The sequence below is a fragment of the Tenacibaculum larymnensis genome, from assembly GCF_028829235.1.
Classification (GTDB): Bacteria; Bacteroidota; Bacteroidia; order Flavobacteriales; family Flavobacteriaceae; genus Polaribacter; species Polaribacter larymnensis.
Genome location: NZ_JAIWJY010000001.1, coordinates 547,492 through 567,102, shown reverse-complemented (window position 1 = coordinate 567,102; position 19,611 = coordinate 547,492). Strand labels below are relative to the sequence as shown.

General features: G+C 32.0%; 11 protein-coding genes. 4 read left to right on the top strand and 7 right to left on the bottom strand.

What is annotated here, in order from left to right; all coding sequences use genetic code 11:
• Window positions 1–17 precede the first annotated feature (17 nt).
• The 6 genes from LCI24_RS02535 to LCI24_RS02510 all read right to left on the bottom strand — a co-directional run bounded on the left by LCI24_RS02535 (window position 18) and on the right by LCI24_RS02510 (window position 11,603).
• Window positions 18–740, bottom strand: a complete 723-nt coding sequence (locus LCI24_RS02535; protein ID WP_274639013.1) for an energy transducer TonB — start codon at window positions 738–740, stop codon at window positions 18–20.
• A gap of 63 nt (window positions 741–803) precedes the next feature.
• On the bottom strand, window positions 804–1,184 hold the full coding sequence (locus LCI24_RS02530) for a VanZ family protein (RefSeq protein ID WP_274639012.1): 381 nt from the start codon (window positions 1,182–1,184) through the stop codon (window positions 804–806).
• The gene (gene gcvH / locus LCI24_RS02525; RefSeq protein ID WP_047787900.1) at window positions 1,150–1,530 is read right to left on the bottom strand and encodes a glycine cleavage system protein GcvH; all 381 of its coding nucleotides are present in this window, start codon (window positions 1,528–1,530) and stop codon (window positions 1,150–1,152) included. Before gcvH ends, LCI24_RS02530 begins: the two co-directional genes overlap by 35 nt.
• A gap of 26 nt (window positions 1,531–1,556) precedes the next feature.
• Window positions 1,557–8,642, bottom strand: a complete 7,086-nt coding sequence (gene sov, locus LCI24_RS02520) for a T9SS outer membrane translocon Sov/SprA (protein WP_274639011.1) — start codon at window positions 8,640–8,642, stop codon at window positions 1,557–1,559.
• Window positions 8,643–8,663: 21 nt separating this feature from the next.
• Window positions 8,664–9,245: a Holliday junction branch migration protein RuvA gene (gene ruvA / locus LCI24_RS02515; RefSeq protein ID WP_274639010.1), complete on the bottom strand. Its 582-nt coding sequence runs from the start codon at window positions 9,243–9,245 to the stop codon at window positions 8,664–8,666.
• A gap of 63 nt (window positions 9,246–9,308) precedes the next feature.
• Entirely contained in the window at window positions 9,309–11,603 is a 2,295-nt protein-coding gene (locus tag LCI24_RS02510; RefSeq protein WP_274639009.1) for an NADP-dependent malic enzyme, read from the bottom strand.
• A 135-nt stretch (window positions 11,604–11,738) separates the two neighbouring features.
• Here LCI24_RS02510 and LCI24_RS02505 point away from each other — a divergent pair, with 135 nt between their 5' ends.
• Together LCI24_RS02505 and LCI24_RS02500 are read left to right on the top strand one after the other, a co-directional pair.
• Window positions 11,739–12,356, top strand: coding sequence for a PAS domain-containing protein (locus LCI24_RS02505; protein ID WP_274639008.1), 618 nt, complete (start codon window positions 11,739–11,741; stop codon window positions 12,354–12,356).
• A gap of 322 nt (window positions 12,357–12,678) precedes the next feature.
• Entirely contained in the window at window positions 12,679–13,320 is a 642-nt protein-coding gene (locus LCI24_RS02500) for a PAS domain-containing protein (protein ID WP_274639007.1), read from the top strand.
• A gap of 41 nt (window positions 13,321–13,361) precedes the next feature.
• On the opposite strand, the gene queG is transcribed toward LCI24_RS02500, so the two are convergent.
• The gene (queG, locus tag LCI24_RS02495) at window positions 13,362–14,288 is read right to left on the bottom strand and encodes a tRNA epoxyqueuosine(34) reductase QueG (protein WP_274639006.1); all 927 of its coding nucleotides are present in this window, start codon (window positions 14,286–14,288) and stop codon (window positions 13,362–13,364) included.
• Window positions 14,289–14,407: 119 nt separating this feature from the next.
• On the opposite strand from queG, the gene LCI24_RS02490 reads away from it, so the two are divergent.
• Both LCI24_RS02490 and LCI24_RS02485 read left to right on the top strand, forming a co-directional pair.
• Window positions 14,408–17,008 (top strand): AsmA family protein, encoded by a 2,601-nt coding sequence (locus LCI24_RS02490; protein ID WP_274639005.1) that lies wholly within the window; start codon window positions 14,408–14,410, stop codon window positions 17,006–17,008.
• Window positions 17,009–17,137: 129 nt separating this feature from the next.
• Entirely contained in the window at window positions 17,138–19,603 is a 2,466-nt protein-coding gene (locus LCI24_RS02485; protein ID WP_274639004.1) for a DUF5686 family protein, read from the top strand.
• Window positions 19,604–19,611 lie beyond the last annotated feature (8 nt).

The following is a 19,611-nucleotide window of genomic DNA, read 5'->3' as shown; positions in this document are numbered from 1 at the left end:
TTTTATTAAAGTTATTACTACTCTACATTAAATGTAATTGGTAAAGTATAACCTACTCTTACTGCTCTACCTCTTTGTCTACCAGGTTTCATTTTTGGTATCTTTCTAGCAACTCTTTCTGCTTCCTTCTTTAATCTTGGATGCGGAGCTCTAGCCATTACGTTTGTGATAGAACCATCTTTATCAATCTTAAATTGAACATAGATTCTTTTCTTTCCTGGAGATAAACCTAACTCATTAGCAAGCTCTGCATTAAAGTTACGTTGAATATGCTTTTGTAACTTTTTGTTTAAACATGCTTTCTTTTGAGCCTTTGTTCCACTACAACCTGGAAATACAGGAACTTCCTCAATAATAGCAAATGGTACATCTTCTACTACCTCTTCTACTTCTTCTACTTCTTGAATATCTTCTACCTCTACAGCTTCAGATTCATCAGTTTCAGTTGATTCAATAATAGTTTCTTCAATCTCTTCCTCGTCTTCTACTACTTCAATTTTTTCAGGAGCTGGTGGTGGAGGTGTATTTGGTTTTGGTTTTGGTGGCTCAATTTGAAGCTCGATAGTTTCCTCTTCAATATCAGAAGCCATGTTAGCCATACCTAACTCTCCATACTCTTTATCATATGTCTTATTCTCAATAGCAACATACGTTACAAATAAAGCTAAAACCAAACCTATTTGCATAAATAGTTTACTATAGTTCTCTAAGTTTGATTTTGGATTTTTCTTGATTTCCATCCTAAATGTTTTTAATAGTTCGCTAATTTAATTAATTTATTTCAACTTTTACAAGCTTAATCTTTAAATAGCTTTATTTTTCTTAAAAAAAGAGTTGTAAACTATGAAAGCTATTAAAATACCAGTCGTATTTGCCACTATATCTAAAATCTCTCCTGATCTATATGACGTGGTTGTACCTTGTAAAACCTCAATAATTATGCCGTAAAAAAAACAACAAAAAACAATTATATATTTATTAATTTTTGTTGTTCTTGAAGCTAGCAACCATACTAAACTTAACACAAAATAAGCGAAAGCATGTTCTAACTTATCTATATGGTTAATTTGTATAGGAGCCTTTCCTAGTTTGATTAAACTAATAATAGCAATACTTATGGTTATTAGTATTGCTATTATAATTATTAGTTTATCCTTTAATAAGTTCTTGATATGCTTCAGCACTTAATAAGTCTGCTACTTGTGAATCGTCTGATAATTTTACCTTTATCATCCATCCATTTCCATAAGGATCTGAATTTACTAATTCTGGCTCATCTTCTAACGCTTCATTAAACTCTACTACTTCTCCTGATAAAGGCATAAAAAGGTCTGAAACTGTTTTTACTGCTTCTACAGAACCGAAAACTTCTTCAGCATCTAATTCCTCATCTAATGTATCAACATCAACGTATACGATATCTCCTAACTCTCCTTGTGCAAAATCAGTAATACCAATAGTTGCTACACCGTTTTCTACTTTAACCCATTCGTGGTCTTTGGTGTACTTTAATTCTGATGGAATGTTCATTGTAATGATTTTTTATTGTGTTTGTTTTAATTTCCTAAGTTGTATACTAAATTAATTCCTGCATTAATAGATTGTCTTGGGAAAGTTGTAGAAACTGCGTATTCAAACGTTTGGTGATTATAATAAAAAGATGCTGTTAAATTGCTACTTAAATTATAGTCGGCAATAAATTTTAATCCAAATAATTTCTCGCCTCCAGTAATCTGACTATTCTCTTCATCTACACTTCTTATCAACGTTAAATTGTCTCTTAACGAAATATCAGCTCTTAAATTTATATCTCCTTTTAAGGTTTCTTTCTTTCCTGTAAATCTGGTGACAAATTTAACATCTCTAATCTTATATCCAAATCCTAAAACATATTCTGTTCCTTTAATATCTGTTAAAGTATTGTTGTTAAAATTTAATGTTAAAGATCTGTCTCTTCTTATCTCTCCTTTGAATGAAACTGAATTTTTCATTCTAAAATCAACTTTTATTAATGGTGAAAACTCATCAATTAAAGTTGCCGACGAAATTAAGAGTTCTGATTGATAATTACCAGAAGTATTTGTATTTGTTGGTGTATTTGAATCGTACTGTAAATTATTGGTATAATTACCTATTGTATACGAAGACTTATAGCCATGCGATAAGGTAAACGAAGTAAAGTTTTTCTTAAACCACTTATACTTCATAAATCCATTATAACGTAGTGTCCAGTTAGGAATTGGTATGTTTTTAAAGATTCCTGTACTTACTGAATTTGGACTATTTCCTGAATATGCTGCAATAAATGCTGGTAACATTGCTTGTTGTCCATTTTCCTTAAACCCAGGATTATTATTGTTTCGATCAGAATCGTTTGCTGCTATTCCTCTTTCGGTAGCTATTCTATCTGAAATTGTCCTTCTATAATCTAAGAAATTTTGATACAACGCTTCATTATCGGTAAAAATAGTTCCTAACATAAAATGACTAATACTATAATTACCAGTTTCAAAAGGTTTAATATTTGGGTCTTGTTCAAAACCTCCGCTACCATTTGAAACTACATCTAACTGTTGCGTTAAATTACTAGTCTGAATTCTATTCCCGCGTAAATCAATAGTTAAATCTCTAAATGGTTTTACAGATACATTATAGTCTAGCTTTTTATATCTCGTTTTTGAGTAATTCTTACTATAATATTCATCTCCAGCATTTCTAGTAATCAACCATCCATTCTCTATAGCCGTATTTAAAATATCTGTTTGACTACCAAATACAAATCCTAATGTTGGTGCTAAACCTCCGTCAAAGCCATTTCTTCCTAAGAACCCAACTGAAGGTTTATATCCTTGTAATAACGTTCCGTTGTTTTGAGAATAACTAATCTTTGCTCTTTTTACAGAAGTTAACACATCATATACTCCCTTTCCTAATTTCTGTCCAAAAGTAGCTTTCTTTTTAAGTTTTGCTTTTTGGGCTACTTGACTTCCTCCTAATGTAGCTGTTCCTTTTTGAGTAGGTTGTTTTTTAGTTCCCTTTAACAAAAGTTTATCTACACCTATAATTTTATAAAAACGACCAAAATCTATATTTGTATTTAAGTTGTGTGTGTTGGCATTTTGAATCATGTTTCCAACTTGCTCAATATAACTTTGCGATCCAGCCTTCCAATCAAAATCAGCGGTATAACCATAATCTGCATTGATAAAATTCAAGAACGGGAACTTATCTAATGGTAGCTTATAAGTTGCGTTTAACTTCTGATGATAATTATCGGGTCTTCCTATACTGAAAAATTGATCGTAAACTTCTAATTGTTCATCTTCACCAAAACTATCATATATATAATTGTTTGTTGCATTAAAGTTTAATTGTAGCGATTTGGTTAAATCAAAACCAATTGTATAATCCCAATTAAATAAAAATCTTCGTTGAATTAACTCAGGCTGTGCAGGTAAAGGGTTTACAGGGTCAATAATTAGATTTCTAGATTGCTGACTATTATAGTTTCTGTTAATTCTTGAGTTTAATGCTATTGTTTTTGGTACTGGATTAAAGTTTAGATCTCTTATAAATTGTAAGTATCTACTTTTAAATCCTTCTGATTTTTTAAATGGTTCTATATTAAAAGGAACGAATGTAAAATTATAACTAGCACCAGCCATTACATTTTTATTTACATAACTTTCAATATTATAATCTTTATGAAACTCTTCACTATGTGCATAAGAAGCAGAGAAATTCTCTACATCATAAAACTTAGGTTTCTTCTTACTTTCTGGATTTCTATTCTTTTTTACATTGATAAAACTAATGCTTTTTCTTCTTGTATAATCTTGAGCATTTTTACTATTTGGGTTTTTATCAATTGCGTCTTCTAATTCTACGTCTTGGAATTGTGGATCGTATTTTGGATCTCTAAATTCTTCTCCATAGCTGTAATTCATCGGCACTTGCATGTTCCATTTTTTAGGCATCATTTTACCTAACTGAATATTTGTAGCTACGCTATATTGTTTTATTTCTTCAATACTTCTTTGTTGTACACGGTCTTCTACATTACCAAAACCTATAGTTGACATTCTTCCTGCTAAAGACACATCCATCACATCGGCCATATTAGCATCTGCATTTACCACAGCTGCCCATCCTCCTTTATTATCAAAACCAACAGCACGTAATTCATTAAACCAAACTTCAACAGTTTTGTCATCGGCTACAGTATTTTTCACCCCTAACATTACAGTTCTTACTTGTGCTAATGTTGGATTACCTCTTACAGAAATTTTTAACCCATTAGAACTTGTTGACGAATATACATCAGTAAGATTACTGCCCGTAGGTCTTTCAATTTTTAAGTTAGCTAATTCTTCTAACGGAATATCTAAATTATTTTCTTTAGGCCAAACATCTAAAGATGATGCATTTGATGTAGATATTTTTAATGGCTTTTCTACTTGGTAATAGTTATCGTTTAAATCTGTACCTAAACGTATAATAGCAACCATTTCATCATCATTAGCTCCTGTTGCGCTATTTTGGTTTTCAGCATGTAAAAACATACGTAGTTTTTTATACCTACGCATATCAATACTAATATTTTTATAAATCGTCCTTACTTCATCTGCTTCTAAGTCAGTTACCTTTAAAGTTACTGATTGCTCATTTTGACGTTGAATTCTATTTGTTCCTTGTAAACGTTCTCTTTGAATTCCTGGTGGTAACTTATAACGATCTTGATTTTGCTCAATACTTACTACACCTACCTCAAACTTGTTTAATTCATCTGCGTCTAAATCCTCAGAAGGAATACTTGTATCTGGTAATGTTTTTGTGTAACGTCTCCAGTCTCCTCTTACCAATTCTAATTCTCCAAAACGTAATACTACTGGCATTTTGAATTGTGTTAAAAACATTCGTATAAAACGGATACTATTAAAATCTGTAATTCCATTAATTTTCTGAGCATCAGTAACATTTCTAACTGGTATTCTAAATTGATACCATTTAGTGCTTCTTGTTGCTCCGTTTAAAAGTGTTACATTTTGTGTTTTAACATCAATAATATGATTTTGTCCTAATACTAAATCTGTTTTATTTAAAGAAACCTCATACTCAAAGTAACTATTTACAGGATTCATTGTTTGATCCTTATTAATATCTTCTGTATCTGGGTAAGTGGTAGATGATGTCGGATAAGATTCTCCTGATTGACTTGCTGTGGGTGAGTTACCTTCAGTTCCGTTAAAGTTTTTATATCTAGATAAAACTGATGGGTTGGTACTTTCAATAGCTCCACCTCTGAAAAACTGGAAGTTATCTCCAGCAGGGTCATCTAATCCTGCAAATGCAGGGTACTTTGCTCTTTCCTCCTCATCGTTTAATCCATCTAAACCAATATCTTGATTTGTTCTTGCATCATTACTAGAGTCAAAAGCATACAAAATAGAAGGGTTTATAGGTGTATCTCCCCAAATAGATGTTTGAATGTTACCTCCGTCTGCCTTTTGTCCATCAGCAGGTAGTCCGTTTTCATACTGCTTTCTACCATCTTTTAATATATCTTCAGAAACATTACCTAAATTAATGAATAATTTACCTACTTGGTTTGTTGGATCATTTGGATTAATTCCAGCTGGTAGACCTTCTTCAGTTGTAATTGAGTAATTTTCATACGGATCCATTAACCAAAACTGGATATACTCAACATTTGCTTGTTCAAAATTGTTTGTAGTTAACGATCGCATAATACCTCCCCAACGCTCCTCTGCTGTAACAATATTTGCATTCTCATTATAGTTATACGGACCTCTTTCTGCTGGGTAATAAGCTAAATCTAAGGTTCTAACTAAATTTTGCTGCGTAATATCAAGATCTGTATTCGGAAATAATTCATTATAGCGAATTTGACGTACCTCGTCTCTAGACAGTTCATTTTCATCAATATTATCTGGTCTATTTCCACTACCATAAAATAGTTGATCAATATTATACCAAGCTAATTTTCCTCTTTTATAATTGTACTCTAAACCAAAGGTCCCTCCATCAAACCCTTGTGATTCTGGTGTACTTGCCAAAAACCATTGTTGTGGTGAATTTAAATTGATGGGAATTTGTGAAGCTTCAAAATCATCTAAATACGAAGTTGCAGTACCATCTACATTAATTCCACTAGGAGATCCTGGTAATAAATAAGCCATATCTGCTCTAACCGAAACATTCGACGGAGCTTCAGTTTCAACGAAAGGTAATTTATTTGCTAGTTTTGTTAAATATGGTACTTCAGAAGAGTAATCTAAGTTTAAACCTAACATGATATTATCTATAGGTTCTCCTCCTAAATTAACTTTTGGCGTAATTGGTTTTTCACTAACATTTAAAAAAGTTCCACCTAAAATAAAATCTTCAGAAAAACGGTGTTCAACATCTATTCCTATAAATGTTTTTCTTTGCTGATTAAAAAATGTATTGTTTTCTACAGATGCATTAATTGGTATTCCAGATGCTTCTAAGCCCGGGTCTAAAATTTGTACACGACCTAACTGATAATCTACCACATAATCTATTCCTTCAACCAATTGTCTTCCTCCAGCAGTAACTCTCACCGAACCTCTAGGTACATTAAAAGCTCCAAGAGAAATTCCTCTACTAGTTTCTGACTTAAAATACCCTTTTAAGAAGAATTTATCTAAATTCTGATACTCATTTTTTGCTTGAATTTTTGTAGTTAAATACAACTCTTCAAACACATATTTATCTTGATCTGCTGGATTGGTAAGTTCATCTTTTAAATCATTACCAAATGGCTCTGGCTCTGGAAATAGAATATAACCTCTTTCAGAATTTACTGTAATTCCCTCAACATAATCAAAGAAACCATCTCCATTGGGAACTGCATATTCACTTTGGTCTAATTTATCTAAGTTTAAAATACGTAATAATGGCTTGTCTGTTACCCCCGGCGTTTGTGCTTTTTGCAGAGTATTTTGTAACGTACCAGTTTCGTCATCACGATACAATAACTCAAAACGAAATCCATCGCGCTGTAATGGAAAAGCCCCTAAAGCGTATACGTTTTTCATCATCAGCCTCCAAGTTGGAAAAGCTTCTGTATCATCTCCTGGCCTTGTTGTATTTAATATTTCACTTCTTAATAACTTAACTGCAATATTTGCTGGTGCTACAACTCCATCGTTTGAAAACTCTCCTACTTTAAATACTGTTTCTCCATTAGAAGCTCCAACTACAGTATACTCAAAAGCTACCGCTAAAACTTCTCCATCGTTTAACCTTCTGTTTAAAGAGATAAAACCTAATTGTGAGTGCAATTTAAATTCGTTGGGTTGTAATCTACGAGCATTTTGCAAATATGTGTAGTTAAATCCTTGTTGTGCTGGTACTCCTATACCGTTAATAGCAGCATCAATAGTTGCTACATCTCTAATTCCTCCTGAGTTTGCAGCTAGTAATGAACTTAAGTTATTCACTCCATTATATGGTATAATTTCAGAGTTAACAGATATGGCTCCTGGTGTTGTTGTTATTTCAGCTGGATTTACCTCATTTGCATCTTCTGATTCTCCTAAATCGGCAAGAGCTACAATACTACGATAATCGCTTACATTTTGGTTTCTATTAGTTACCCAAACTTCAACTCTTGTTATATTTATAGGGCTATTAATTAATGGATAATTCTCTAAAGCCTCTTTATAATTTTCTCTAAAGTATTGTGATAAAAAGAAGTGTCGATCATTGTCATAATCTGAAGCTCTTAATTCAAATGGTTCAATTGTTGCCCCCCCTTCTGCTACTACTGTTTTTGATTGTGAATTTTGTTGCGAAAAAGCAGCAGTTACATATGTTTTACCGAACTGTAATTCTGTTTTTACCCCAAATAACGATTGTGCTCCATTAATAAGCGAGTTTTTAATTGGCATACTAATATTACCCGCCTCTATATTTCTAATAATATCATCTTCAGTAGGAGTATATTCTAGCTTTATAATATTTTGAAAATCGAAAGTTGATTGGGTATCATAGTTTGCTGTTACTGTTAATCGTTTACCTACTTTAGCCTGTAAGCTTGCACTAATTTGTTGATCAAAATCAAATGTAAAACTGCTTTGATTCTCTACAGAAATTTGAGGGTTTTCATTATTTTGATATACTCCTCCAAGTTTAATATTAATCTGCCCTGTTGGGTTTACCTCAACAGTGTTACCTCCAAAAACGGATTCAAAAAACTTAGAGTTTACATAGTATTTAGGTAATAAATTTTTACGTGCTGCTTCGTTTCCTTTCTTTTTAGGATTGGTAGCATCTACTTTTTCTTTGAAGTAATCTTTTAAATCATTTTTTAAACGGTACTCATTATACTCTTTAGGAGTCATAAAAATAGGTGTACCTACATAGTAGTCTCCTATTTTTTCAACAATCATAAATTTATTTAACGCCTTGTCATAAGTAACTACTTTTTGAGTAGGGTTATTTAAGTAAAGTGTTCCGTTTTGATTGTATTTAAAATTATATTTAAGGGGAGTTACAGTATCTTTTTTAACAGCGTTAGTGCTATCTTTTTGAGTATTTTGTGAAAACGAAACAACACTTACTAAAACAGTAAGCACCGTAAGTAATCTATTCATAACTGCTTTTTCCAACCTTTTTTATAAGTTTTTTAACGCCTGTTTTATAAGTTTTTCAACACTTGCATCAGGTGTTTCTTTTAATATATTCCCTATTACCTTGTCAGCTTGCTTTCTTGCAAACCCAAGAACCTCTAAAGCAGATAACGCTTCTTCTTTATTTGTATTGTTCTGTACCACAGAAACTTCGTCAACGTCAAAGGTTTTTAATACCTTATCTTTTAAATCAACAATAACTCGTTGTGCAGTTTTAGCTCCAATACCTTTAACTGTTTGAATCAGTTTTACATTTTCAGAAGCTATTGCTTGCGAGACTTCTTGTGAAGTCATTGAAGAAAGCATTGTTCGTGCAGTACTTGGACCTACACCTGAAACCGAAGTTAGTAACCTAAAAACTTCTCGTTCAATTTTTGTTGAAAACCCATATAAAGTATGAGCATCTTCTCTAATAGATAAGTGTGTATACAACAACACATATTCATCGTTTGGTAATGATGAATATGTGTTTAAAGAAATATGCATTAAGTATCCTACTCCATTGCAATCTACAACAGCGTATGTAGGATTTTTTTCCACAAGTTTTCCCCTTATTTGTGTTATCATCCAGCTATTTTTTCTATTTGTCTAAAATAGACAAAATTATCTTTTAAAAAAATTTCTCTTAACCTATTGAGAAACTTTGTTTTTAGCTTTCATTTCCTTGTTTTGAGCATCTACAACTGCTACTGCAGCCATATTTACCATTTCATCTACACTTGCCCCCAATTGCAAGATGTGTACTGGCTTGCTCATTCCTAATAAAATAGGCCCTATAGTTTCTACTTCATCAACAGCTTTCATTAACTTATAAGTTATGTTGGCTGACTCTAAATTAGGGAAAATTAACACATTTGCTCTTTTACCATTTAATTTAGAGAATGGAAATTCTTTTGCTAATAATTCTGGATTCAAAGCAAAATCTGCTTGCAACTCCCCATCTACCACAACATTAGGATAATGGCGGTGAATGTAAGAAACTGCTTCTCTAATCTTAGTTGAACTTTCGGCTTTTGATGATCCAAAATTTGAAAACCCTAACATTGCAACATTTGGTTTCATTCCAAACATTTTAGCTAATACAGATGTTAACTGTGTAATTTTAGCTAAATCTTTTGCCGTTGGATTAATATTAATTGTGGTATCTGCTAAGAACATAGGTCCTTGCTTTGTTAACATCATGTTTGTTGCCGCAACCCTTGTTACTCCTTGATCTTTTTCAATCAATTCTAACATTGGCTTCACTACAGAAGGATATGGTCTTGAATATCCTGTAATTAACGCATCTGCCTCACCAGAATTAACCATCATTGCCGCAAAATAATTACGTTCACGCATCCATTTTTGAGCTTCTAAAAAGGTAACCCCTTTACGCTGCCTTGATTTCCAAAATATTTCAGCATATCGGTTTCTTCTTTCTTCCTCTTCATCAGTTTTAGGATCAATAATCGGTACATCAGCATCAAATCCTAACTCTGTTTTCAACTCTAAAATAATTTCTCTTCTTCCTAATAAAATCGGTTTTCCAATTTTTTCTTCATACACTCTCTGTGCTGCTTTTAATACATCTAAATGATCTGCTTCAGCAAACACTAACCTCTTAGGGTTCTTTTTAGCTCTATTGTGTAGTAATCGTACTTCTTTACTTCCTGTTCCTGAACGATCCATCAACTCTTCACGGTACTTATCCCAGTCATCAATTGGTTCCTGAGCTACACCTGAATCCATCGCTGCTTTTGCAATTGCTGGTGGAATTTCATAGATTAATCTTGGGTCAAACGGTTTTGGAATAATATATTCTTTTCCAAAAGAAAGGCTTACTTCATCGTATACAATATTTACTTGCTCTGGTACAGATTGCTTCGCTAAATCTGCTAATGCATGTACCGCTGCCATTTTCATTTCTTCATTAATCTTCTTAGCACGAACATCTAACGCTCCACGGAAAATAAAAGGAAAACCTAATACATTATTCACTTGGTTAGGATGGTCTGACCTTCCGGTTGCCATTATAATATCGTCTCTTGTCGCAATTGCTAAATCATATTCAATTTCTGGTTCTGGATTAGCCATTGCAAAGACAATAGGGTTTTTCGCCATTGACAACAACATCTCAGGAGATACCACATTTCCTTTTGACAAACCAATAAACACATCGGCATTTAACATTGCTTCTTCTAAAGTATTTACATCTTGATCTGTAGCAAATTCCGCTTTTTGTGATGTTAGGTTATCTCTATCTTTTCTGATAACACCTTTACTATCACACATAATTACGTTTTCTCGACTCGCTCCTAAGGCTAGATATAAACGTGTACATGAAATTGCTGCAGCTCCTGCTCCATTAACAACAATCTTTACATCCTTAATATCCTTTTCATTAATTTCTAATGCATTTTTTAAGGCTGCGGCAGAAATAATTGCTGTACCATGTTGATCATCGTGCATTACAGGAATGTCTAATTCCTCTTTTAATCTCCTCTCTATTTCAAACGCTTCAGGTGCTTTAATATCTTCTAAGTTAATCCCTCCAAAAGTTGGAGCTATAGCCTTAACAGTTTCCACAAATTTATCTACATCTGTAGCATCTACTTCAATATCAAAAACATCAATATCCGCAAAAATTTTAAATAGCAGTCCTTTACCTTCCATTACTGGTTTAGATGCTTCAGGACCAATATCTCCTAGTCCTAAAACCGCTGTTCCATTTGAAATAACAGCTACTAAGTTGCTTTTTGATGTATATTTATAAACGTTGTTTTTGTCTTTAGCTATTTCTAAACAAGGCTCTGCTACTCCTGGTGAATATGCTAACGATAGATCGTGTTGAGTTGCATATTTTTTGGTAGGTACTACTGCTATTTTTCCCGGCTTCGGCTTAGCATGATAAAGTAGTGCTTCATGCCTTTTTCTAGAATCTCTCATAGGTTCGTTCTTGTTTGTTTGAACTTACAAATATACATTTTGTTATGAAGTAAAAAGAATTTGTAACCTGATAAAAGTCATATTTCGTCTTTAAAAATTTCCTGAATTTTGCTCTAACCTTAAACCAAATAAAAAATGGAAACTACACAAAGACACATTATTGACGAAGAAGTACAATGGGACAAAACAAAAACTATTGTAAGTAAAACTGATATTTATGGAACTATTTTATATGCTAACGATGTTTTTTCTAACACCTGTGAGTATAGTACTATTGAGTTAGTTGGTGAGCCTCATAACATTATTCGTCATCCAGACATGCCTAAAATAGCTTTTAAAGTATTGTGGGATGCCCTTAAAAAAGGCGAAAACTTCCATGCTATTGTTAAAAACCTAACAAGAACAGGTAGATATTACTGGGTTATTACCGATTTTACTATTGATAAGGATGAGGATGGTAAAATTGTTGGATATACAGCTAGAAGAAAAGCTGTTCCAGATGGAGTTGTAAAAAAGATTGAGCCTATATATAAAACACTTTTAGATATTGAAAAACTAAAAGGTGAGAAAGCAAGTGAAATGTATTTTGATGCCTACTTAAAAGAAGAAGTTGGTAAAACTTATAATGAATTTGTGGTTGATCTTTTTAACGAAGAACTTTCTAAAGAAGAAGCTGAAAAAGTTAAAAACGAAACAAATCCTTTAAAGAAAGGTTTGAATTGGTTCTTCTTTGGAGAAACAAATCCAACATAAAATTTATTATTTCCCCTAAATAATCCTCTTAAAGAACTTTTAAATAGGGTTGAAACACTTGTTTCAACCCTATTTTATTTTAAAATAAAGGTCTACATGATACTTTCTTTTAAAAAATAACACTATCCTATTATTTTTAAGCAAAAAACAACACAATACAATCACTTAAAAACCAGTATTTTAGATTAAATAAAAATTACTTCTTTTTTACAGTTTTTAACCTAACTAAAACCTAAATCAAAACATCCTCCTGCTCCAAAAACCTTATATTTGCTGATTATTTTTAAGTAAACCACCCCGAATAACTATTAAAACAAAAAAAATGCACACAAACAATGCTCTAAGACCTTCCAAAGTTATAGATGAGGAAGTAAAATGGGACAAGTCTAAAACAATTATTAGTAAAACAGACCCTGCTGGAACTATTTTATACATGAACGATACTTTTGAAGAAGCTTCGGAATACAATAAAATAGAACTTATTGGAGAACCTCACAACGTGATTAGGCATCCTGATATGCCTAAAGTAGTTTTTAAAGTATTATGGGACAACCTTAAACAAGGAAACAACTTCCATGCTATTGTTAAAAACTTAACAAGAACAGGTAGATACTACTGGGTTATTACTGATTTTGATGTAGAAAAAGATGATAACGGAAAAATCACTGGGTATACAGGAAGAAGAAAATCTTTACCTGAAAATGTTGTAAAAAAAATAGAGCCTTTATACAAAACGTTATTAGAAATTGAAAAAATTAAAGGTGAAAAGGCTAGTGAATTATATTTTAATTCATATTTACAAGAAGAAGTTAACTCTTCATATGATGAATTTGTTGTAAACTTATTTGAAGGAGAAAGTGCTGACACAAAAGAGGCTGACAAGAAAGAAACTCCTGCAAAAGAAAGCGGAATGATTAAAAAGGGACTTAATTGGTTCTTCTTCGGAGAAACAAACCCTAAATAATTTTTCAAAAAACATAAATAAAACCGCTTTTAAAAGCGGTTTTATTGTTTTATAAAATCAATATTTCTTAATAATCCTGAAAACTTAGTACGCTTAACTGCCGATTTTTTGAACACTTTACTAAAGGTTTCTTGTGTTAATTCTTGCCAGTCACGTTTATTCATTTGTAACAAGTTTTCTTGAGGTGAAAATAGACTTTCTTCATGTGGTTGTGAAAAACGATTCCACGGACAAACATCTTGACACACATCACAACCAAACATCCAATCTTGCATTTCTCCTTTAAATTCTGACGGAATTGCATCTTTTAACTCAATTGTTAAGTACGAAATACATTTACTACCATCAACCGTATTGTTAGGTAAAATAGCTTGTGTTGGACACGCATCAATACAACGAGTACAGCTACCACAATGGTCTGTCTTAAAAGGTTTATCATATTCTAATTCTAAATCGATAATTAATTCAGCTAAAAAGAAAAACGTCCCTTGTTGTTTTTGAATTAACAACGAATGTTTTCCATTCCAACCCAGTCCTGACTTTTGCGCCCATGCTCGTTCCAAAACAGGTGCTGAGTCTACAAAACAACGACCAGAGACTTCTCCTATTTCATCATTTATTAACTGTAACAATTCACGTAATTTTCCTTTTATAATATGATGATAATCTTGACCGTAAGCATATTTCGAAATCTTATAACTTCCTTCTTGCTGAACTTCCGAAGGAAAATAGTTGTACGACAAAGAAATTACTGATTTTGCTCCATCAACCAATAAACGAGGGTCTAAACGTTTATCAAAATGATTTTCCATATAATGCATTTCACCATGATACCCATTTTGTAACCATTTTTCTAAACGAGGTGCTTCTTCTTCTAAAAAGTCAGCTTTTGCAATACCACAACCTAAAAAACCCAAACGTTTTGCTTGTGTTTTTATAAAATTTGAGTATTGCTGTTTCTTATTCAAAATACGTGTTTTTAACAGCGCAAAATTACCAAAAGAAAAATTATAATTTTATTCACTTTCTATTTACAAATAAATGTTGAAATTTGTTCGTTAGTATTACATGACAAACTTTATTCATAATGAAAAAGATATATAAGATATTATTAGGTATTGTAGTTTTTTTCTTCATCCTTTTGGTTAGTATTCCCCTACTATTTCAAGATAAAGTGATGAACTTGGTAAAAACTACCATTAACAACAACGTAAACGCCAAAGTTGATTTTAGCGATTCTAGCTTAAGCTTACTTAGAAATTTCCCAAATGCATCAGTTCAATTATCTAACCTAACGGTTATTAATAATGCTCCTTTTGAAGGTGATACTTTAGTATATGCCAAAGAGGTAAATTTAGCATTAAAACTTACAGAGCTTTTTAAGGCTTCATCCGAGCAGCTAAACATCAAATCATTTACTATCGATGATGCTTTAGTAAATGTATTAGTTGATAAAAAAGGAAATGCCAATTATGATATTGCTAAACCTTCTGAAACAGAAGACACAAAAGATGAAGAACCATCTACTTTCGGGCTATCTATTAATTCATACGCTATTAACAATGCTACAATAAAATACAATGATGAGCAAGGTAAATTAAACCTTGAACTAACCGAATTAAATCATAGTGGAAGTGGTGATTTCTCTCAGTCTAATACAGAACTAGACACACAAACATCAACTTTAGTTTCTTTTGGAATGGACGGTAATTCTTATGCTAAGAATCAAAAAATAGAGTTAGATGCTATTTTGGGAATGGACTTAACTAACATGAAGTTTTCTTTCTTAAAAAATGAAGCTAAGTTAAATAACCTTCCATTGGTATTTGATGGTTTTGTTCAAATAAACGAAAAAAACCAAGAAGTTGACATTAACTTTAAGACTCCTTCGTCTGACTTTAAAAACTTCTTAGGGTTAATTCCTGAAGCCTACACTAAAAGTATTGCCGGTGTAAGTACCACAGGTAATTTCAGCGTAAACGGAAAAGTAAATGGAATTATTGACGATAATCATATTCCTAAGTTAGATATTTCTATGAAGTCAAATAACGCTTCATTTAAATATCCTGACTTACCTAAAAGTGTTCAAAACATTAATATTGACGCACAAATAAAAAACACTACTGGTAAAACCGAAAATACGTTCGTTACTATTAATGGTCTTTCTTTTAAAGTTGATCAAGATACTTTTTCTGGAAAAGGAAATATTTATAACCTAACTACCAACCCTAAAATAAATGCTAGTTTAAAAGGCGTTTTAAACCTAGCTAACATAAACAAAGCGTATCCTATTGATTTAGAAAATGAGTTAAGTGGGATTTTAAAAGCCGATTTACGCACAGAATTTGACATGAAAGCTATTGAAAACAATACTTTAAGTCGTATAAAAAATAACGGAAAAATGGAGGTAAGTGACTTTGTTTTTTCTTCAGAAGATGTTGTTAATCCACTTCATATTAAAAATACAATTGTCAACTTTACACCAGGTACCGTTAGCTTAACTAAGTTTGATGCTACTACTGGGAAAAGTGATTTAAATGCTACTGGAACACTTAAAAATTTACTAGGGTTTTTACTTTCAGATAAAAAGTTACAAGGGAACTTCAAGTTAAATTCTAACAAGTTTTATGTTAGTGATTTCATGCAAGAAAACCCTGAAGCTATTGAAAATAAAGAAAGTGATTCTAAAAAAGATGCACCAACGGAATCTTTAAAGATTCCTGCATTTTTAGACTGTGCCGTTTCTGCAAACGCTAAAACTGTATATTACGATAATTTAACCCTACAAAATGTAAGAGGTACGCTTCTTTTAAAAGATGAAAAAGCCATATTACAAAATATGAATGCTGGTATTTTTAATGGTCAAATTGCTTTAAACGGAGAGGTTAACACACAACAAAAGAAACCTACTTTCGATATGAAATTAGGTATTAAATCTTTTGATATTGCTCAATCGTTTACTAGTTTAGAGTTATTACAATCAATAAGTCCTATTGCTGGTGCTATGAACGGTAAATTAAATTCTGACATTGACTTAGCGGGGAGTTTAAATGATGATTTTACTCCTAACTTAGCTTCTGTTTCTGGTAAAGCACTTGCTGAATTATTAACAACTAGTATCAATCCACAAAAAACGAAAGCTTTAAGTTTATTAAATGATAAGTTATCTTTTATGGATTTGTCAAAACTAGATTTATCTGATATTAAAACACACCTGTCTTTTAAAGACGGTAAAGTGGTGGTAAAACCATTTGATTTAAAATATAATGATATTGGTATTACTGTTGGTGGTAGCCATGGTTTTGATAAAACAATGAACTATAATGTTACGTTGAATGTTCCTGCAAAATATTTAGGTAATGAAGCACAAGGACTACTTTCTAAATTAAGCGCTAAAGAACAACAAAACATTACTGTTCCTGTTACCGCAAGTATTGCTGGAAACATGACTAATCCTTCTGTAAAAACAGATTTGTCATCATCAGTTACTAAGTTGAGTCAGCAATTAGTTCAGCAACAAAAAGACAAACTGGTTAACAATGCTATAGGTGGATTATTAGGAAATAAGAAGAAAGATAGTACTAGCACAACCAACGAAAAGGAAGAAACCGTTAAAAAAGTAACGGATGTTTTAGGTGGTTTATTCGGAAAAAAGAAGAAAAAACAACAAAAAGACACTGTTAAATAGTCTTTTGTAACATTTTTTATTTTTCGTAGTCTTACATTATATTAAGAGAACTTTGTAAGTTATTTAACACTTCTTAAATACACTTTACAAAGTTCTTCTTTTATGTTTGTTACCAACAACTAACTGACTATGAAAAATATAACTACATTATTATTTTTAATATGCTCTTCAATAACCTTTTCTCAAATTACAGGAAAGGTAACCAATACTAAAAACCAACCTATTTCTTTTGTAAGTGTATATTTAGAAAACACTATTACAGGTACCACAACCAATACAAATGGCGACTATGAGTTAGCCTTTAACTCAATAGGACAGCACACTGTAATATTTCAAATGTTAGGTTATAAAACTATTAAAAAAACGGTTGAAATCAACTCTTTTCCTTTTATACTAAATGTTGTTTTGGCTGAAGAAGAGGTCACCTTAGATGAAGTGGTTGTTTCTTCTGAAGAAAACCCTGCTAACAAAATTATTAGAAACGCTATTGCTAATAAAGCTAAAAACACAGATAAGTTTGCTGAGTATACTGCCGATTTTTACTCTCGTGGTTTATTTAAGGTAAAAGATTTACCGAAGAAGTTTTTAGGACAAGACATTGGTGATATGGGCGGTGGATTGGATTCTACCCGAAGTGGTGTGGTATACCTTTCTGAAACTGTGTCGAAAATCGCTTTCCAAAAAAGACCTAAAAACTTTAAAGAACATATTATAGCTTCAAAAGTTAGCGGACAAGACAACGGTATTAGTTTTAATCAAGCAGAAGAAGTAAACTTTAACTTTTATGAAAATTCTTTTGATTTGGCTGATGTTAAAGTTATTTCTCCTATTGCAAATGGCGCTTTTGGTTATTACAACTATAAACTAACAGGTGTTTTTTATGATAAAAACGGAACACTAATTAACAAAATTCAACTTTTACCAAAACGTAAAAACGATCGGGTTTTTAGTGGATTCATCTATATAGTTGAAGATGATTGGGCTATTTATGGTGCGGATGTTATTGTTACTGGCGCACAAATAAGCTTGCCTATTGTAGATTCTCTACATATCAAACAAAACTATAATTTCTCTGCTAAAAACAAAGCTTGGGTGCCCGTTACACAAACCATAGATTTTAAAGCTGGGTTATTTGGGTTTCATTTTAACGGACGCTTTTCTGCTGCTTATTCTAACTATAATTTTAATCCTAGTTTTACTAAAAACTCTTTTGGTAACGAGGTTCTTTCATTTGCTGAAAATGCTGCTGAAAAGGATTCAGTATATTGGAATGAAATTCGCCCTGTAACTTTAACTTCTGAAGAAATATCGGATTACAAATTAAAAGACAGCATAAAAACTATTCGAAAATCGAAGAAATATTTAGATTCGATTGATATAAAAAACAATAAGTTTAAACCGTTGGATATTCTTTCTGGTTACACTTATCAAGACTCTTATAACAAGTGGTCAATAAGCACTTCTTCTCCTATTGAAAATCTTAACTTTAATACGGTACAAGGATGGAACTCTTCTTTAGGTGTTAATTACCGAAAATCACTTAACAAAAAAGGAAAACGTTTTAGTATTGAGACTGATATTAATTATGGTTTTTCAGAGAAAAAAGTGCGTCCTACAGCCAACTTTAACTATCGTTGGAACAATACTACACGACCTGTTTTAACAATTTCTGGAGGAATTGCCACACCACAATTTAACCCAAAACAGCCTATTTCTAAGTTTTGGAACACAATAAGTTCTATTGGATTTGAAAGAAACTATTTGAAAATATATGAAAAGGCATTTGCCAAAGCATCCTTTTCTCAAGAAGTAACAAATGGAATACGTATGTTTTCTTCTTTGGAGTTTGCAGATAGAAAACCATTATTTAACACGACTAATTATGTAATGTTTCCACAAGATGATATAGATTATACCTCCAACAATCCGCAGAACCCTGCCGATTTTTCAACAGGTTTTACACCTCATCAAATGTGGATTTTTTCTTTAGGAGCGAACATTAATTTTGGACAAAAATATTTATCATATCCTGATGGAAAATACAACATTCCTAGTCGTAAGTACCCATCACTATACATTGGCTATCAAAAAAACTTCGGATCAGGAAATTCTGAGTGGAATTCTGATGTGTTTTTTTCTCAATTGTATCAACAAATAAATTTAGGCAACTGGGGTGAATTTGCATACAAAGCGAAAGGAGGTATGTTTTTAGAGAAAAAAGACATTCCTTTTATAGATTATGCTCATTTTAACGGAAATCGCTTGTTAATAGCTCCAAAAGACAACTATTTGGACAACTTTTACATGCTACCGTATTATAAGTTAAGCTCTAATGATAAATACGCTGAGCTCCATGGAGAATATAACTTTAAAGGAGCATTATTAAGCAAGGTTCCTTTGTTAAACAAACTCAACTTTCATCTAGTTACTGGAGCAAAAGGATTATTTACTGCGGGTAATAAACCTTATTCTGAATTTGCTATTGGTTTAGATAATGTTGGTATTGGAAAATGGCGTTTTTTACGTGTAGATTTTGCTCGCTCTTACTTTAACGGAAAACATGAAAACAGAGTTGTTTTCGGTATAAAATTGTAGATTTGTTA